Below are 16,240 nucleotides of genomic sequence, written 5' to 3'. Positions count from 1 at the left end.
GCTGCTGTATTATTTTCCATCACAAGTCGTTCAGACTTGCCAAAGAACCATTGCCGCCATGAAGTTTATCATTAAATTGTTCCCAGAAATCACCATCAAAAGCCAATCTGTGCGTTTGCGCTTTATAAAAATTCTGACAGGGAACATCCGTAACGTTTTAAAGCACTACGATGAAGACCTTGCCGTTGTCCGTCACTGGGATCACGTTGAGGTTCGCGCCAAAGATGAAAGCCAGCGTCTCGATATTCGTGACGCGTTAACCCGAATCCCGGGTATTCACCATATTCTCGAAGTAGAAGACGTGCCGTTTACTGATATGCACGATATTTTCGAGAAAGCGCTGGTGCAGTATCGCGATCAACTGGAAGGAAAAACCTTCTGTGTGCGCGTCAAGCGCCGCGGCAAGCATGAGTTTAGCTCCATCGAGGTGGAACGTTATGTTGGCGGCGGACTGAATCAGCATATTGAATCTGCACGCGTGAAGCTGACGAAGCCGGATGTGACGGTTAATCTTGAAATCGAAAACGACCGTCTGCTGCTGGTTAAAGGCCGCTATGAAGGTATCGGCGGTTTCCCGATTGGTACACAAGAAGACGTACTGTCGCTGATCTCCGGTGGTTTCGACTCCGGCGTTTCCAGCTACATGCTGATGCGTCGCGGCTGCCGCGTACACTATTGCTTCTTCAACCTCGGCGGCGCTGCGCATGAAATCGGCGTTCGCCAGGTGGCGCATTATCTGTGGAACCGCTTTGGTAGCTCACATCGCGTACGTTTTGTTGCGATCAACTTTGAACCAGTGGTCGGTGAGATCCTGGAAAAAGTCGACGACGGTCAGATGGGCGTGGTCCTTAAGCGCATGATGGTCCGTGCGGCGTCTAAAGTGGCTGAACGCTATGGCGTACAGGCGCTGGTGACCGGTGAAGCGCTGGGCCAGGTGTCCAGCCAGACGCTGACCAATCTGCGTTTAATCGACAACGTATCTGACACCCTGATCCTGCGCCCGCTTATCTCCCATGATAAAGAGCACATCATCAATCTGGCGCGTGAAATCGGTACTGAAGACTTCGCCCGTACCATGCCGGAATACTGTGGGGTGATTTCAAAAAGCCCGACGGTGAAAGCGGTTAAAGCGAAGATTGAGGCCGAAGAAGAAAACTTCGATTTCTCGATCCTCGATAAAGTGGTTGAAGAAGCCAACAATATCGATATTCGCGACATTGCCCAGCAGACGCAGCAGACCGTGGTGGAAGTTGAAACCGTGAGCGGCTTTGGCCCTAACGATGTGATTCTGGATATTCGCTCCGTGGATGAACAGGATGACAAACCGCTGAAGGTGGAAGGTGTGGATGTGGTTTCTCTGCCGTTCTACAAGTTGAGCACCAAATTCGGCGATCTGGACCAGAATAAAACCTGGCTGCTGTGGTGTGAACGCGGGGTGATGAGCCGTCTGCAGGCGCTGTATCTGCGCGAGCAGGGCTTTGAAAACGTGAAGGTGTATCGCCCGTAGTCCCTTTTGCCTGATGGCGCTGCGCTTATCAGGCCTACAAATTGTACGTTTTTGTAGGTCTGATAAGGCGTTTACGCTGCCATCCGACAAGTATGCTTACTCGTAGTAGTTATAAATTCCCGCAGCCATCACCAGTTGTGATGCCACTTCGTAAGCTTTTTCGCGACTCACCAGCAGATCAATGATTTTTAAACCGAAATCGATGGAAGTCCCCGGTCCCTGGCTGGTTAACAGGTTGACACGTGGATCCCATACCACTCGCTTGTCCTGCCACTGATCGGTGGGAATTTTGTCTTTCAGCGCCGGAAAACCGGTCATGTTACCGATGGGGAAAATATCGTGCGGGACGAGCACGGTGGCGGCAGCGGCACAGATTGCCGCGACAATGCGCCCGGAGCGATGAAACTGTTTCACGGTTTCGACCAGTAGAGGGCTATCGCGAAAACACTCGGCGCCTTGAATGCCTCCAGGCAACACGATAATGTCGAAATCGCCGTCCGCAACTTCGACCAGGGGCGCATCAGCCAGTAATTTTACGCCACGCGAACAGACAATCGTCAGGTTGCCATCGCTGGCGACGCTTGCGGTCGTGACTTTAATGCCGCCACGAACCAGCAGATCGATAGTGGTGACCGCTTCGGTCTCTTCACTACCAGGGGCGAGGCAAACCAGTGCCTGAGCGCTCATACTCACTCTCCTTTCGCTTTACCATTTCAAACAGGCGGGCATTTTCCGGGACGGCGATGCCGTGCGCACGTGCGCGTTTTAACAAATAACCGGTAATGTAGTCGATCTCAGTATGACGCAAGGCACGAATATCCTGCAGCATTGATGAGATATTTTCCGCCGTACTGTCAATCACTTGCTCGACATAATAGCGTAAATCATCCACTGATGTGTGGTGGCCTTCGCGCTCGATGACCGCCGCCACTTCCTCGCATATCAACGCTATTTTTTCTGGATGCTGACGCAGCTCGCCGTTGGGACAGTTCCAGAGTGCGGTGAGTGGATTAATGACGCAGTTGACGGCCAGTTTGCGCCAAAGCTCGGCGCGAATAGTGTCGTGCCAGGCGACATCAGGCAGGACATCTTGCAGGATTTCAGCCAGATAACTGAAATCACCGTCTTGTTCACGCGCCGGACCGATGCGCGTTGTGCCCTGGGCGACATGAATAATAACGTTCCCGTCACGGCGTGCCGCGTGAGTGGTGGTGCCCATCAGCAGAGGTTGCTTAATGTTATGCAACTCTTCAATCGTTCCCATGCCGTTGTGAATCAGCAGAATAGGAGTGGTTTCAGGCAGAATTGCGGCCAGGCCTTTTACCGCATCAGAAACCTGCCAGGCTTTGAGGGTGACTAGCAGCAGGTCGCTTTTCGCCAAAAAGTCGGGGTCGTTTGCCGTCAGGGATTCATTAAAAACGGATCCATCCGTGTCGATCAGGTTCACGCTGCAATAGGGTTGCGGTACGCGTAGCCACCCCTGCACCTCATGTCCATGTTTGCATAGCGCGGTTAGCCAAAGCTGGCCTAACGCTCCGCATCCCAGTACGGTAATTTTCATTCTTCCTCCTCACCTGCAACAGCACCAGGTGTTAATCCATATCCGCTACATCCCATTATTGTTCGCAGCTATCAGTACCACGTACAATTAAAGGATACAGCCTAGTATAGCGCTGTCTGTTGAGTAACTTTGCAGGTATTATGCTTCGCATCAAAAATGAAGGGAGAGGAAAAGATGCCATCTTTCGATATTGTTTCTGAAGTTGATCTTCAGGAAGCCCGTAACGCGGTTGATAATGCCAGCCGTGAAGTGGAGTCACGCTTCGATTTTCGTGGCGTTGAGGCGACTTTTGAGCTGAACGAGTCAAATAAGACGATTAAGGTGCTGAGCGAGTCTGATTTCCAGGTTAATCAGTTGTTGGATATTTTGCGTGCCAAGCTGCTGAAACGTGGCATTGAAGGCACGTCGCTGGATGTACCAGAAACTTTCGTGCACAGCGGTAAAACCTGGTTTGTCGAAGCTAAGCTGAAGCAAGGCATTGAAAGCGCAGTGCAGAAGAAAATTGTCAAGTTGATCAAAGACAGCAAACTGAAGGTGCAGGCGCAGATTCAGGGCGAAGAAATTCGTGTGACCGGTAAGGCGCGTGACGATCTGCAATCCGTTATGGCGCTGGTTCGCGGTGGTGATCTCGGACAGCCGTTCCAGTTCAAGAACTTCCGCGATTAAGTCGTTATGTCAGATGGCGTGAGCCGCCATCTGACAAATCTCATCTTCAAGCCTGGCTAATCGTCTGTTCAACCTCAAATCGATTTGTCACTTTGCTGTCGATCTTCACGTAGGCTGAATGCTCTTTCGCGATAATTAACACTTCGCTTATCCCTTCTTTTGCCAGCAGACGCTGCTTCAGGGTGTCATCCGCAGCAATCTCTGGTGGGATTTCCACGCGCAGGCTACTGACATATGGCGGCTCTTTCATTGTACTTGCCACCGCCAACCAAACTGCCGCCAGAAGTGCACCGGCCAGAAATACCGCCTGACCATCAAACATTTCAACCACCCAACCGCCGAGCGAACCGCCAATCGCCACGCCAAGAAACTGGCTGGTGGAGTAAACGCCCATCGCCGTGCCTTTATAGCCAGCCGGGGACTCTTTGCTGATAAGCGAGGGGAGGAGGGCTTCCATCAGGTTGAAGGCGAGGAAGAATATCTGCACGCCGGCAATCAGGCCCCAGAAACGAATGTTAGCGCTCCACAATACAATCTCTGCGATAAGGATCAGTAACACGCAGGCGAGGAACACGCGTTTCATCTTGCGCTTCACTTCGGCGTAAATGATGAACGGCACCACGGAAACAAAAGACAACAGCATCGTCACCAGATAAATTTTCCAGTGTTCGGCGGCGGGGAAGCCCGCTTTCGCCAGTTGGCCTGGTAAGGCGACGAAGGTGGACATCAGTAAAATGTGCAGACACATGATGCCGAAATTGAGCTTCAGCAGTTTAGGCTCTGCCAGGACTTTACTGAAGCTGCCTTTGACCATGCCTGATTCGCGGTTCAGCACGTGGCTGGTGCTATTGGGAACGACCCAAATGGTCAGCACAATACCGGTGGTGGCGAGCGCGGCAATCATCCAGAACAGCGCGTGTAATCCCAGCGCGTGGGTGACGATGGGCCCCAGCACCATCGCAATGGCGAAAGTGATACCAAAGCTAACGCCGATAAACGCCATTGCTTTGGTGCGATTTTGTTCGCGGGTTAAGTCAGACAGCAGCGCCATCACGGCAGCGGCAATCGCGCCAGAGCCTTGCAGCGCCCGGCCGAGAATAATTCCCCAGATTGAATCGGAAAGGGCGGCAATCACGCTGCCGAGAACGAATACCGCCAGCCCCCCGACGATAAGCGGCTTACGACCGATACGGTCAGAGAGCAGACCAAAGGGGATCTGGAAAACGGCCTGTGCCAGACCATAAATACCGATGGCAAGGCCTATCAGCGCTTCGCTGGCACCTTGTAGCGCCATACCGTATGTGGTCAGAACCGGCAGGACCATAAACATGCCAAGCATGCGCAACGAGAATACGGTCCCTAAACCCCAGGTGGCGCGCAACTCACCGGGCGTCATTTTGTAATCGTTCATTCCCACCTCTGTATTAATTTCGCGCCTAGTGTAAAGCGGGGAAGGAATGGGGTAAACCACTACGATATGTGGAATTGTGTAGCGGGAAAATTGAAATAGTTACAATTGCAACTAATTTACTTGCGATAATTACAGGTGTAGTCTTTTTGTGGTTGTTTCTAATGGAAAGAGGGAAAAGGAAAATGGTATTTCGCGATAAATATAATCAATTGCTTCAAGCTGATGACTGTATTTAGTGGACATCAATCTAATGAGTATTCAAGACGATGTATTAAAGCTTTTCAGGGAAGAAATACCTGGGTTTTTGGATGAAAACTGGAAGGAGCTTCCTTTAGAACTCGACTCAGAATTGTTTGACGCTCCCGGTGATGATCTCCACAGTGCTCTGGATAGATATGAGAAAGAGTTCAAAGTCGATTTATCATGTGTGAACTGGAAACCTTATTATCCATGGCACAATCTGCCACTATTCACGAGATGGTTCAAAGCTAACCGGGAAGAAGTGGAAGCAACACGTTTACCGTTAACCGTAAGGATGTTTGCTGAGTCGGCTGAAGCGGGGAAATGGCTGTTTGAGATCTGACCTGATGAACAAAAAGACGAGACCTGACGCTCTCAAAATCGCGTAGTAAAAAAAGATGCCGAAGTACCCTGTTAGCATTCGCTGAATTTACCCAACCCAGGTCAACAGATTGTGTGAATTATGCATCATAAAGTCTAATGATATCATCACATTAGCGCGCCAAAAAGAACGCATTCAATGGACATCTTTCTGATGAGAAATTATGAAGCTGAAGTTATTGAGTACATCATGAAGAATTACCCAATTAGGGAACGTTGGTTCAGACCTGGTCTTAAGCAGGTCACTAAAGAATGGACCCTTAAGGATGACTTTCAGTTTGTTCCGGAAGATGCGTATGATTTTTTGGCTGATTTATTTGAGCATTTTGATATTGAATATTCGACGTTTGATGGAAGGAATTATATTGAACAAGAATACCCTTTCTGGCGAAAAGACCCTCCTGAAATTGAGTTAAAGCCTTTGACAGTAGGTATGATTATTGAGTCAGCAAAGGCTGGGAAATGGCTCTATAACTGAATAACATTCTTGCCAATAAAAAGGGTGCCGGAGCACCCTTTTCGTATCTGCAGATTCTTACCAGACGTAAGTCAGCAGGTTCTGCGAGTTTGGCACCATAAAGTCGACGGACATCATCACGCTGAGCGCGGTAATGGCGATGATGGAGAAACCGAACAGCTTACGCGCCCAGACTCTGTCATCTTCCACTTTATAACCGCGCAGCGCCATGCCCAACCACCAGACGCTCACCGCCGCTGCAACAATCAGGTATTTATATCCTGCATAGCCGCCCAGGGTTAGCATCAGTGTGGCAATAGCAAATGCCACGATGTACAGCGTGATATGGTTCTTCGCGACCGAAATACCTTTCACCACCGGCAGTACCGGGATGTTGGCAGCCTGATAATCCTTAAAGCGGAAAATCGCAATCGCGTAAGAGTGCGGCATCTGCCACAGGCTGAAAATAGCCAGCAGAATCAGCGCACCGCTATCGAACACACCGGTTACGGCGCAGTAGCCAATCACCGGCGGTGCTGCGCCGGAGAGTGAGCCAATCAGCGTACCGTAAACGGAATGGCGCTTCATATACAGGCTATAGACGCCCACATAGACCACGAAGCCCATTACCCCCAGCCAGCAGGCCAGAGGGTTTGCGCCAAACCACAGCAGCATAAAGCCAGCAATACCCAGCAGGGTGGCGTAGACCAGCGAGACCGCAGGGGAAATCAGACCTTTAACCAGCACGCGGTTTTTGGTCCTCTCCATCTTCCTGTCGATATCCCTGTCGATGTAGTTGTTAAATACACAACCCGACGCCACAACCAGTGACACCCCAACCAGCGTGTAGATAAACAGGGGATAATCAATGCTGCCTTTCGAGGCCAGCAGGAATCCCCCAATCACCGAGATCAGGTTGCCAAAGATGATGCCTGGTTTCGTTACTTGCAGGTATTGCTTAAACATCATAATCGCCGCTCTTAGTGCATCATCATGTTGTAGTTCAGGTTCCACATAATCCAGATGGAGCCCACAACCAGGATGGCGATGATTAGCACAGTAAAGACAAAGGCCGTCATGTTCCAACCTTCATCAGATTTGCTATTCATGTGCAGGAAGCACACCAGGTGCACCAGAATCTGTACCACTGCCATTGCCAGAATAGTTCCCAGAATGACGGCAGGAGAGGCAGAACCTGTCATAACCATCCAGAACGGAATGACCGTCAGGATTACCGACAGGATAAACCCTGTCATGTAGGTTTTTACGCTGCCATGGGATGCGCCGCCGCTCTCGTTAGAATGACTCATTACATCGCCCCCATCAGATAAACAACAGTGAACACACAGATCCACACCACATCAAGGAAGTGCCAGAACAGGCTCAGACACATGATGCGGGTGCGGTTAGTACTGGTCAGGCCGCGACGAGCAACTTGCACCATCAGCACCGCCATCCAGATAAGACCGGAGGTGACGTGCAGACCGTGCGTGCCGACCAGCGCGAAGAACGCAGACAGGAAGCCGCTGCGATCCGGGCCCATACCGTTAACAATCAGGTGATGGAATTCATAGAGTTCCATCCCGATGAATCCGGCACCGAACAAGAAGGTCAACGCCAGCCAGGAGATAACCTGGCTCTTGTTGTTCTTGTACATGGCAATCGCTGCCATGCCGTAAGTAATGGAGCTGAATAACAGCAGGAATGTTTCAACCAGAACGAACGGCAGTTCAAAAATGTCCTTACCTGTTGGGCCACCCGCGGTGCCGTTCACCAGAACGGCATAGGTTGCAAACAGAATAGAGAACAGAATGCAGTCGCTCATCAGGTAGACCCAGAATCCGAAGATCTTGGTCTGGCCTGCATCGTGGTGCCCGTGTTCGTGCGCGTGGGCAGTCGCGTGCGTTAAAGTATCAGTTGCCATTTTTCAGCCCTGCCTTAGTAATCTCATCGAAATGCTGGTTTTCCAGTTTTTCGACTTCCGGGACCGGCACGTAGTAATCCACGTCTTCATCAAAGCTTTTCACGATCCAACTGATGATCATGCCTGCGAAGCTTGCAATCGCCAGCCACCAGATATGCCAGATCATGGCGAAACCAAACAGCGTTGCGAAGGCGGTAATGACGATACCGGCACCGCTGTTCTTCGGCATATGAATTTCTTCATAGTGCGCAGGCTGCTTGTACGCTTCACCTTTTTCTTTCATTTCCCAGAAGGCATCACGCTCGTGAACGTGCGGCACAACGGCAAAGTTATAGAACGGAGGCGGGGAAGAGGTTGCCCACTCCAGCGTACGACCACCCCATGGGTCACCGGTCAGGTCACGGTTCTGCTCGCGGTCGCGAATAGACACGTAGATCTGAATCAGCTGGCACAGGATACCCAGTGCAATCAGCGCGGCGCCGCAAGCGGCAACGACCAGCATTGGATGGAACTGAGGGTCAATCTGCTGGCTGAGGCGACGGGTCATACCCATAAAGCCCAGCACGTACAGCGGCATAAATGCCACGAAGAAGCCGATGATCCAGAACCAGAATGCGCGTTTACCCCAGGTTTCGTTCAGCGTGAAGCCAAACGCTTTTGGCCACCAGTAGGTCATACCTGCGAAGCAGCCAAATACGACGCCGCCGATGATAACGTTATGGAAGTGCGCAATCAGGAACAGGCTGTTGTGCAGTACGAAGTCCGCACCCGGCACCGCCAGCAGTACGCCGGTCATGCCGCCGACTGAGAAGGTGACGATAAAGCCAATCGTCCACAGCATTGCTGAGTGGAATACGATACGGCCTTGATACATGGTGAACAGCCAGTTGAAGATCTTCACCCCGGTCGGGATGGCGATAATCATGGTGGTGATACCGAAGAAGGCGTTTACGTTAGCGCCTGCACCCATGGTGAAGAAGTGGTGCAGCCAAACAACGAACGACAGAACGGTGATACACACGGTTGCCCACACCAGCGAGGTGTAACCAAACAGACGTTTACGCGAGAAGGTTGCAGCGATTTCGGAGAACACACCGAACACCGGCAGAACCAGAATGTACACTTCCGGATGGCCCCAGGCCCAAATCAGGTTGATGTACATCATCATGTTGCCGCCCATATCGTTGGTAAAGAAATGGGTGCCCAGATAGCGATCCAGGGTCAGCAACGCGACGGTAACCGTCAGGATTGGGAAAGACGCGATAATCAGGATGTTTGCGCACAGAGATGCCCAGCTAAATACCGGCATCTTGAACATGGTCATTCCTGGTGCACGCATCTTAATGATGGTCACAAAGAAGTTGATACCGGTCAGCGTTGTACCGATACCGGACAACTGGACCGCCCATATCCAATAATCGACCCCGACGCTTGGACTGTACTCTATTCCCGAGAGTGGCGGATAGGCCAGCCAACCGGTCTGTGCGAATTCACCTACACCCAGAGACAGGTTAACCAGAATGACGCCGACAACGGTGAACCAGAAGCTCAGGTTGTTCAGGAACGGGAATGCAACGTCACGTGCGCCGATCTGCAGTGGAACCACCAGGTTCATCAGACCGATAACAAATGGCATTGCCACGAAGAAGATCATAATCACGCCGTGAGCCGTGAAGATCTGGTCGTAGTGGTGAGGAGGCAGGAAGCCCGCTTCACCTGCAGAAGCCAGCGCTTGCTGACTACGCATCATGATGGCGTCAGCAAAGCCACGAATCAACATGACGATTGCGACGATGACATACATGATGCCAAGGCGTTTGTGGTCAACCGAAGTTAGCCACTCTTTCCACAGGTAGGTCCACTTACCGAAGTAAGTGATAAGGCCGAGTAAGGCCGCACCACCGATGATAATGGCAGCGATCGTAACCATGACGATTGGTTCATGGAACGGAACTGCATCCAGTGTCAATTTTCCGAACATCGTATTCTTCCTCAGCCCCTTGAGTTCGCGGATTCCGCGTGGCTCATGTCCATGCCTTCCATGCCTTCGTGTGCGCTGTGCTCACCTTCGGGTTGGGTCATGTCCATGCTCTTACCGTGAGCCATAAATTTGTTAATAACGTCTTTAAACAAATCCGGTTTCACGTTGGAGAAGTATTCCACCGAGTTGTATTCGCTTGGCGCAGCCACTTTCTCGAACGCAGCCATGTCGCTCATGGTGTCCGTGGACTGTTTAGCTTTAGCAACCCATTGGTCGAATTCGGCGCGGTCCTTTGTTGCGATAGCCTTGAACTTCATACCGGAGAAGCCTGGTCCGCTATAACTTGCGGAGATACCATCATAAGTACCGACTTCGTTGGCGATCAGATGCAGTCGAGTCTGCATGCCGGCCATGGCATAAATCTGGCTACCCAGACGCGGGATAAAGAAGGAGTTCATCACGGAGTTGGATGTCACTTTGAATTCAACCGGAGTATTCGCCGGGAAGGCGATTTCATTCACGGTAGCGATACCTTGTTCCGGATAGATGAAGAACCATTTCCAGTCCATGGAAACCACTTCGATGGTAATGGGCTTCTCGTCATGCGCCAGCGGTTTGCTTGGCTCAAGAGCGTGAGTGGTTTTCCAGGTCAGAACGGCAAGGAAAATGATGATTAAGATAGGCACCGTCCAGACCACAGCTTCCACTTTATTGGAGTGTGACCAGTTCGGGCTGTACTTCGCATCTTTATTGCTTGCACGGTACTTCCAGGCAAAACCAACAGCCATCAAGATGGCAGGAATAACGACAATCAACATCAGGCCAAATGCCGTCAGTATCAATGACCGTTGTTCCAGTCCAATCTGTCCTTTAGGGTCAAGCAGCGCAGAATTACAGCCACTGAGTAATGCAGTGCCTGCAATTAATGACAACCATCCCAAACTTTTATTGTATTTCCTGAGTCTCATTTAACGACCTCAATTCCACGGGACCGGGTGGCGTTTAAAGTGTGAGGGCATTTTACGGGAAGGTTACATTACTGTAAACATCATTGGATCTGTGTTACCGGGTTCTGCCGCGCATGTCACATATGTTGCAATATATGTCGCTTCGGCTTTAAGAACCTGTTGCAACATCACGTTATAACGAAAGCGGGTGAGCAGGGGCGCTGTTGAGGGCAATTGGTATAACCAATACGAAAATAAAACAATTGTTTAACAATTGATTATCAATAAAAAGACAAATAAAGAACAAAAAATAAATGTGATTCGGCTGAATCGAGTAAGGGAAATAGAATTTATAAAAGGAGTCAATAATTTCCAAATTCTATGGCGCACAAAACAACAAATATTATTTTCATTAACTGCTGTTTATTTAGCCGTTATAATTACGCAAGGTGATTACAACGGCCAAATATGCTCGTCATACTTCAAGCTACGGGTGTGTTGGCTTTCCTCGCTCACCCCAGTCACTTACTTATGTAAGCTCCTGGGGATTTGCTGCGTCGCCGCCTTCCCGTAACTCGAATTATTTAGAGCATAAATACGCAACATCACATCAGACGTGTTTTTCGTAGTGCAAGATAGTCCAGTAACCCACCAAATACGACGCCACAGATGGCGACCGCGACTGAGACTTCAAGCAGCTCAGCCAGGAAAGAGAAGTTGGTGTAATCCAGTGCGTTCATGGTGAGCAGCAACAGCCAAACAGCCAGCAAACAGCAGCCCGTCACCAGCGTCATCAAAGCAAGATTGTACGCCCCACGGAACTCTGTGCGTGGAATAAAACTCTCATTTTGCCAGCTATGTTCCAGCGTCTGGCGACAAACCAGCAGCAGCAGGAGTCCAGGGATCGCAGCAAACACGGAAAACAGATAAAACGTTGGCCAACCGTGCGCCTCGACGAACCAACCTGCCACTGGGCCGACATAAACGCGCCCCACAGCGGAAAGCGCGGAGAGCAGGGCGAACTGCGTTGCGGAGAAGGATTTATTGCACAGCGTCATTAATAAGGCGACAAACGCCGCAGTACCCATCCCGCCGCACAGGTTTTCGAAGAAAACCGCTGCCGCCATACTGAACATGTGCTTGTCGGTAATAGAAAGCAGCCAGTATCCGGCATTCGATACGCCCTGCAGAATGCCGAAAATGAGTAGCGCGCGAAACAGCGAAAGACGCTGCATCAGGATCCCACCGTACAGCGCGCCGACTATTGTCGCCAGCAGTCCCAGCGTTTTATTGACGACGCCGACTTCACCGGCATCAAATCCGACACCGCGGATTAAAAACGTCGTGGTCAGGCTCATGGCGAAAGCATCACCGAGCTTGTACAGCACAATGAGCAGCAATATCAGCCAGGCGTTGTTACGACCAAAAAAGTCACGCAGTGGCGCAGCAACCGCTTGTTCCAATGTTTTAGGCACGGGAATGGTGTCAGTGGGTTCGGGTGCTAACAGGGTGGCGATAATGCAGGGAATCAGTAGCGCGGCCATCAGCCAGTACATACCTTGCCAGCCGAGCCAGCGGTCGGCCATCCACAGTGCCAGACCACCGGAAACCAGCATCCCCAGGCGGTAACCCAGTACGCTGATTGCTGCACCGGTACCACGTTCTTCTGCTGGTAAAACGTCTGTTTTCCAGGCGTCAAAAACAATATCCTGCGACGCCGAACAAAATGCGATCACCACTGCGAGTGCCGCCATCCAGCGTAACTGTGTGCCAGGTTCCAGAAAACCCATCGCGGCGATGGAAATAAGAAGCAATACCTGGGTAGTCAGCAGCCAACCGCGACGACGACCTAAAAACGGTGGGGTATAGCGGTCCATTACCGGGGACCAGAGAAACTTAAATACGTAGGCCTGGCCGACCAGAGAAAAGAAACCGATAGTTTTCAGATCGATATTTTCGACCGTCATCCACGCCTGAAGCGTACCTGAGGTCAGGGCGAGCGGTAAACCGGAAGCAAAACCTAACATCAGCAGAATCGCTGATTTTGGTTGCTGAAAAATACGTAAATAGTGATTGGACATGGGCATTAAAAGCTGACCCGGCGAAATGCCGGGTCAGGGGGCTTAAATTAGCGAGCGTTCTGCTTGATGAAATCGTGAACGCTGGTGTCCTGGGACATATCAGCGATGGTGTCGGTCAAGACGCTGTTAACGGCATCAGCAATATTTTTGTTAGAGGCCTGGAATGCGCCTTCAACAGAGTAGCTTGCACGGTAGTTTTTGGTCATCTTGTTGCCGTTGGCAGCCGTTGCAATAATGGCGATGTCTGCTTTGGTGGCGATGTTATAGCGCACGCTACCTTGCGACACATCAGCGTACAGCTGGCTTACGATGATTTGCAGGTTAACTGCACCGTTTGGACCCACCATATAACCGCGTGCAGTCATCTGTTTTTCCAGCACTTCTTGCAGCAGGAAGCGCAGATCGCGAGACGCAGTCAGCGTAACCAGTTGATTGTCGCGGGTGACTTTTGCCAGCGCCTGATCCTGACGCTGGTCGGCGCCATTGATACTGACAGTTACCCCCATCAGACTCGGATCCTGCTGTGGCAGGGTAATTTTCGGCGATACGTTGATGGTAGTGGGCGGCGTTGCGCAGCCAGCCAACATAAACAGCGCCACTAAAGGAAAGAGGATTTTTTTAAACATGCCAGGGCTCTCAGCGAATCTAAATTGTATGGTTAGCGAAAATTCCCGCCATCATAACATCGCCAACGATGAGGGGAAGTGGGTAACGCATGTAAATTCATCATGTTGTCCGTTTGATGATGTTGTAGAGACCCAAAATGGCCTTTTTGCAATAACGCGAACACAAGAATCAGTAAACTTCATTCGTTTGGGTGAGAAAATCAGACAAGCGCTAATTTTTTGTTGCTAAGGTGTAATGGAAACGGTAAAAGCGGCTAGTATTTAAAGGGATGGGTGACATCTCAGCGTTGTCGGAGGAAAAATTTCATGATGATTCGTGAGCAAATAGAAGAAAAATTAAGGGCAGCGTTCCAACCCGTGTTCCTCGAAGTTGTGGATGAAAGCTATCGTCACAATGTCCCGGCTGGTTCTGAAAGCCACTTTAAGGTTGTGCTGGTCAGCGATCGCTTTACAGGTGAACGTTTTCTTAATCGTCATCGGATGATTTACAGCACGTTAACGGCGGAGCTTTCCACAACCGTACATGCTCTGGCCCTGCATACCTACACCATTAAGGAGTGGGAAGCGCTGCAGGACACCATTTTTGCATCCCCCCCGTGTCGTGGAGCGGGAAGCATCGCCTAAAAAACGGATTTGCAACAACCGGCGCTTTTCCAGTATGTTGCTACAGATTATGTGAAAACGGCCTGCGGGCCGTTTTGTTTTGTCTGAATTCTGAGTAGGTCGTCCAGTATTCAGACAAAAATTAGCCGGGAATTGTGAAAAAAGCCGCAGCAACGCGCAATAACCGTTCTCGACTCATAAAAGTGATGCCGCTATAATGCGCGTCTTATTTTTCGGAATGTCTTCGGGATGATTCTGACGACAGGGAATGTGATTGATTATGAGAACATCCCAGTTCCGCGAAGCCAACAACCTGTGCTTGCGGAGAAGAGTTGACCGAGCACTGTGATTTTTTGAGGTAACAAGATGCAAGTTTCAGTTGAAACCACTCAAGGCCTTGGCCGCCGTGTAACGATTACTATCGCTGCTGACAGCATCGAGACCGCTGTGAAAAGCGAGCTGGTCAACGTAGCGAAGAAAGTGCGTATTGACGGTTTCCGCAAAGGAAAAGTACCGATGAATGTCGTTGCTCAGCGTTATGGCGCTTCTGTTCGCCAGGACGTTCTGGGTGACCTGATGAGCCGTAACTTCGTTGATGCCATCATCAAAGAAAAAATTAATCCGGCTGGCGCACCGAACTACGTTCCGGGCGAATACAAACTGGGTGAAGATTTCACTTACGCGGTAGAGTTCGAAGTTTACCCGGAAGTTGAGCTGACCGGTCTGGACGCAATCGAAGTTGAAAAACCGGTTGTTGAAGTTACCGACGCTGACGTTGACGTGATGCTGGATACCCTGCGTAAGCAGCAGGCGACCTGGAAAGACAAAGACGGCGCTGCTGATGCAGAAGACCGTGTAACCATCGACTTCACCGGTTCTGTAGACGGCGAAGAGTTCGAAGGCGGCAAAGCGTCTGACTTCGTACTGGCGATGGGCCAGGGTCGTATGATCCCGGGCTTTGAAGAAGGCGTTAAAGGCCACAAAGCTGGCGAAGAATTCACCATCGACGTGACCTTCCCGGAAGAGTACCACGCTGAAAACCTGAAAGGTAAAGCTGCTAAATTCGTTATCAACCTGAAGAAAGTTGAAGAACGTGAACTGCCGGAGCTGACCGAAGAATTCATCAAACGTTTCGGCGTTGAAGATGGTTCCGTAGCAGGTCTGCGCGCTGAAGTGCGTAAAAACATGGAACGTGAGCTGAAAGGCGCTGTGCGTAACCGCGTTAAGTCTCAGGCGATCGAAGGTCTGGTTAAAGCCAACGACATCGACGTTCCTGCTGCACTGATCGACAGCGAAATCGACGTTCTGCGTCGCCAGGCTGCACAGCGTTTCGGTGGCAACGAGAAGCAAGCTCTGGAACTGCCGCGGGAACTGTTCGAAGAACAGGCTAAGCGTCGCGTCGTTGTTGGTCTGCTGCTGGGCGAAGTGATTCGTACCAACGAGCTGAAAGCTGACGAAGATCGCGTAAAAGGCCTGATCGAAGAGATGGCTTCTGCTTACGAAGATCCGAAAGAAGTTGTTGAGTTCTACAGCAAAAACAAAGAGCTGATGGACAACATGCGTAACGTTGCTCTGGAAGAGCAGGCTGTTGAAGCGGTTCTGGCGAAAGCGAAAGTGACTGAAAAAGCCACTACTTTCAACGAACTGATGAACCAGCAGGCGTAATTCGTCGCTTTTATAGCACGAAATTCGCACATAAACCCGTCACCTTCTGGTGGCGGGTTTTTTTTTGTCACGCATTTTGCATGGGAAGGGTGCGAAAACAGCGTTTCAGTGTTAGCGTTACAACAAAAGATTGTTATGCTTGAATTATGGCGATGTCGTACCCATTACAGAGGGACTAGCTGATAATCCG

General features: G+C 50.6%; 16 protein-coding genes. 6 read left to right on the top strand and 10 right to left on the bottom strand.

Going from position 1 to position 16,240, the window contains the following annotated elements:
* The first annotated feature begins 58 nt into the window (after nt 1-58).
* A complete protein-coding gene (thiI, locus tag FDX19_RS23825; protein WP_137384637.1) occupies nt 59-1,507 on the top strand; it encodes a tRNA uracil 4-sulfurtransferase ThiI in 1,449 nt (482 codons plus the stop codon).
* A 96-nt stretch (nt 1,508-1,603) separates the two neighbouring features.
* On the opposite strand, the gene yajL is transcribed toward thiI, so the two are convergent.
* Both yajL and panE read right to left on the bottom strand, forming a co-directional pair.
* A complete protein-coding gene (gene yajL, locus FDX19_RS23820; protein ID WP_137384636.1) occupies nt 1,604-2,194 on the bottom strand; it encodes a protein deglycase YajL in 591 nt (196 codons plus the stop codon).
* Nucleotides 2,157-3,068 (bottom strand): 2-dehydropantoate 2-reductase, encoded by a 912-nt coding sequence (gene panE, locus FDX19_RS23815; RefSeq protein WP_137384635.1) that lies wholly within the window; start codon nt 3,066-3,068, stop codon nt 2,157-2,159. Before panE ends, yajL begins: the two co-directional genes overlap by 38 nt.
* 174 nt (nt 3,069-3,242) lie before the next feature.
* Between panE and FDX19_RS23810 the strand changes: the two genes are divergently transcribed.
* Nucleotides 3,243-3,734, top strand: coding sequence for a YajQ family cyclic di-GMP-binding protein (locus tag FDX19_RS23810; protein WP_003831002.1), 492 nt, complete (start codon nt 3,243-3,245; stop codon nt 3,732-3,734).
* 46 nt (nt 3,735-3,780) lie between these two features.
* Here FDX19_RS23810 and FDX19_RS23805 read toward each other — a convergent pair whose 3' ends face one another.
* Nucleotides 3,781-5,145: an MFS transporter gene (locus tag FDX19_RS23805; RefSeq protein WP_137384634.1), complete on the bottom strand. Its 1,365-nt coding sequence runs from the start codon at nt 5,143-5,145 to the stop codon at nt 3,781-3,783.
* 250 nt (nt 5,146-5,395) lie between these two features.
* Here FDX19_RS23805 and FDX19_RS23795 point away from each other — a divergent pair, with 250 nt between their 5' ends.
* Together FDX19_RS23795 and FDX19_RS23790 are read left to right on the top strand one after the other, a co-directional pair.
* Nucleotides 5,396-5,728: a DUF1493 family protein gene (locus tag FDX19_RS23795; protein ID WP_137384633.1), complete on the top strand. Its 333-nt coding sequence runs from the start codon at nt 5,396-5,398 to the stop codon at nt 5,726-5,728.
* 177 nt (nt 5,729-5,905) lie between these two features.
* The gene (locus tag FDX19_RS23790) at nt 5,906-6,244 is read left to right on the top strand and encodes a DUF1493 family protein (protein ID WP_249357597.1); all 339 of its coding nucleotides are present in this window, start codon (nt 5,906-5,908) and stop codon (nt 6,242-6,244) included.
* A 57-nt stretch (nt 6,245-6,301) separates the two neighbouring features.
* On the opposite strand, the gene cyoE is transcribed toward FDX19_RS23790, so the two are convergent.
* The 7 genes from cyoE to FDX19_RS23750 form a co-directional block, all read right to left on the bottom strand.
* Nucleotides 6,302-7,192, bottom strand: coding sequence for a heme o synthase (gene cyoE / locus FDX19_RS23785; protein ID WP_100194043.1), 891 nt, complete (start codon nt 7,190-7,192; stop codon nt 6,302-6,304).
* A gap of 11 nt (nt 7,193-7,203) precedes the next feature.
* Nucleotides 7,204-7,533: a cytochrome o ubiquinol oxidase subunit IV gene (locus tag FDX19_RS23780; RefSeq protein WP_137384632.1), complete on the bottom strand. Its 330-nt coding sequence runs from the start codon at nt 7,531-7,533 to the stop codon at nt 7,204-7,206.
* Nucleotides 7,533-8,147, bottom strand: a complete 615-nt coding sequence (locus FDX19_RS23775; protein WP_003831007.1) for a cytochrome o ubiquinol oxidase subunit III — start codon at nt 8,145-8,147, stop codon at nt 7,533-7,535. The genes FDX19_RS23780 and FDX19_RS23775 overlap by 1 nt, the downstream gene beginning before the upstream one ends.
* Nucleotides 8,137-10,128, bottom strand: a complete 1,992-nt coding sequence (cyoB, locus tag FDX19_RS23770; RefSeq protein ID WP_003021610.1) for a cytochrome o ubiquinol oxidase subunit I — start codon at nt 10,126-10,128, stop codon at nt 8,137-8,139. Before cyoB ends, FDX19_RS23775 begins: the two co-directional genes overlap by 11 nt.
* Before the next feature lie 11 nt (nt 10,129-10,139).
* On the bottom strand, nt 10,140-11,096 hold the full coding sequence (gene cyoA, locus FDX19_RS23765; RefSeq protein WP_137384631.1) for a cytochrome o ubiquinol oxidase subunit II: 957 nt from the start codon (nt 11,094-11,096) through the stop codon (nt 10,140-10,142).
* A 584-nt stretch (nt 11,097-11,680) separates the two neighbouring features.
* Nucleotides 11,681-13,156 (bottom strand): muropeptide MFS transporter AmpG, encoded by a 1,476-nt coding sequence (gene ampG, locus FDX19_RS23755; protein ID WP_137384705.1) that lies wholly within the window; start codon nt 13,154-13,156, stop codon nt 11,681-11,683.
* 47 nt (nt 13,157-13,203) lie between these two features.
* Nucleotides 13,204-13,782: a lipoprotein gene (locus FDX19_RS23750; RefSeq protein WP_005125164.1), complete on the bottom strand. Its 579-nt coding sequence runs from the start codon at nt 13,780-13,782 to the stop codon at nt 13,204-13,206.
* Nucleotides 13,783-14,088: 306 nt separating this feature from the next.
* Between FDX19_RS23750 and bolA the strand changes: the two genes are divergently transcribed.
* Nucleotides 14,089-14,406: a transcriptional regulator BolA gene (gene bolA / locus FDX19_RS23745; protein WP_040232707.1), complete on the top strand. Its 318-nt coding sequence runs from the start codon at nt 14,089-14,091 to the stop codon at nt 14,404-14,406.
* A 345-nt stretch (nt 14,407-14,751) separates the two neighbouring features.
* Nucleotides 14,752-16,050 (top strand): trigger factor, encoded by a 1,299-nt coding sequence (tig, locus tag FDX19_RS23740; protein WP_137384629.1) that lies wholly within the window; start codon nt 14,752-14,754, stop codon nt 16,048-16,050.
* Nucleotides 16,051-16,240 lie beyond the last annotated feature (190 nt).

It is taken from the genome of Citrobacter sp. wls619 (genome assembly GCF_005281345.1).
GTDB lineage: Bacteria > Pseudomonadota > Gammaproteobacteria > Enterobacterales > Enterobacteriaceae > Citrobacter.
This window is presented reverse-complemented; position numbering and strand designations above follow the sequence as displayed.

Excerpts from the sequence above, each read along its gene's own strand:
- FDX19_RS23750 (WP_005125164.1), bottom strand. The coding sequence starts at position 13,782 with ATGTTTAAAAAAATCCTCTTTCCTTTAGTGGCGCTGTTTATGTTGGCT.
- FDX19_RS23790 (WP_249357597.1), top strand. The coding sequence starts at position 5,906 with ATGGACATCTTTCTGATGAGAAATTATGAAGCTGAAGTTATTGAGTAC.
- tig (WP_137384629.1), top strand. The coding sequence starts at position 14,752 with ATGCAAGTTTCAGTTGAAACCACTCAAGGCCTTGGCCGCCGTGTAACG.
- cyoA (WP_137384631.1), bottom strand. The coding sequence starts at position 11,096 with ATGAGACTCAGGAAATACAATAAAAGTTTGGGATGGTTGTCATTAATT.
- yajL (WP_137384636.1), bottom strand. The coding sequence starts at position 2,194 with ATGAGCGCTCAGGCACTGGTTTGCCTCGCCCCTGGTAGTGAAGAGACC.
- bolA (WP_040232707.1), top strand. The coding sequence starts at position 14,089 with ATGATGATTCGTGAGCAAATAGAAGAAAAATTAAGGGCAGCGTTCCAA.
- FDX19_RS23780 (WP_137384632.1), bottom strand. The coding sequence starts at position 7,533 with ATGAGTCATTCTAACGAGAGCGGCGGCGCATCCCATGGCAGCGTAAAA.
- FDX19_RS23775 (WP_003831007.1), bottom strand. The coding sequence starts at position 8,147 with ATGGCAACTGATACTTTAACGCACGCGACTGCCCACGCGCACGAACAC.
- cyoE (WP_100194043.1), bottom strand. The coding sequence starts at position 7,192 with ATGATGTTTAAGCAATACCTGCAAGTAACGAAACCAGGCATCATCTTT.
- cyoB (WP_003021610.1), bottom strand. The coding sequence starts at position 10,128 with ATGTTCGGAAAATTGACACTGGATGCAGTTCCGTTCCATGAACCAATC.
- ampG (WP_137384705.1), bottom strand. The coding sequence starts at position 13,156 with ATGTCCAATCACTATTTACGTATTTTTCAGCAACCAAAATCAGCGATT.
- thiI (WP_137384637.1), top strand. The coding sequence starts at position 59 with ATGAAGTTTATCATTAAATTGTTCCCAGAAATCACCATCAAAAGCCAA.
- FDX19_RS23810 (WP_003831002.1), top strand. The coding sequence starts at position 3,243 with ATGCCATCTTTCGATATTGTTTCTGAAGTTGATCTTCAGGAAGCCCGT.
- FDX19_RS23795 (WP_137384633.1), top strand. The coding sequence starts at position 5,396 with ATGAGTATTCAAGACGATGTATTAAAGCTTTTCAGGGAAGAAATACCT.
- FDX19_RS23805 (WP_137384634.1), bottom strand. The coding sequence starts at position 5,145 with ATGAACGATTACAAAATGACGCCCGGTGAGTTGCGCGCCACCTGGGGT.
- panE (WP_137384635.1), bottom strand. The coding sequence starts at position 3,068 with ATGAAAATTACCGTACTGGGATGCGGAGCGTTAGGCCAGCTTTGGCTA.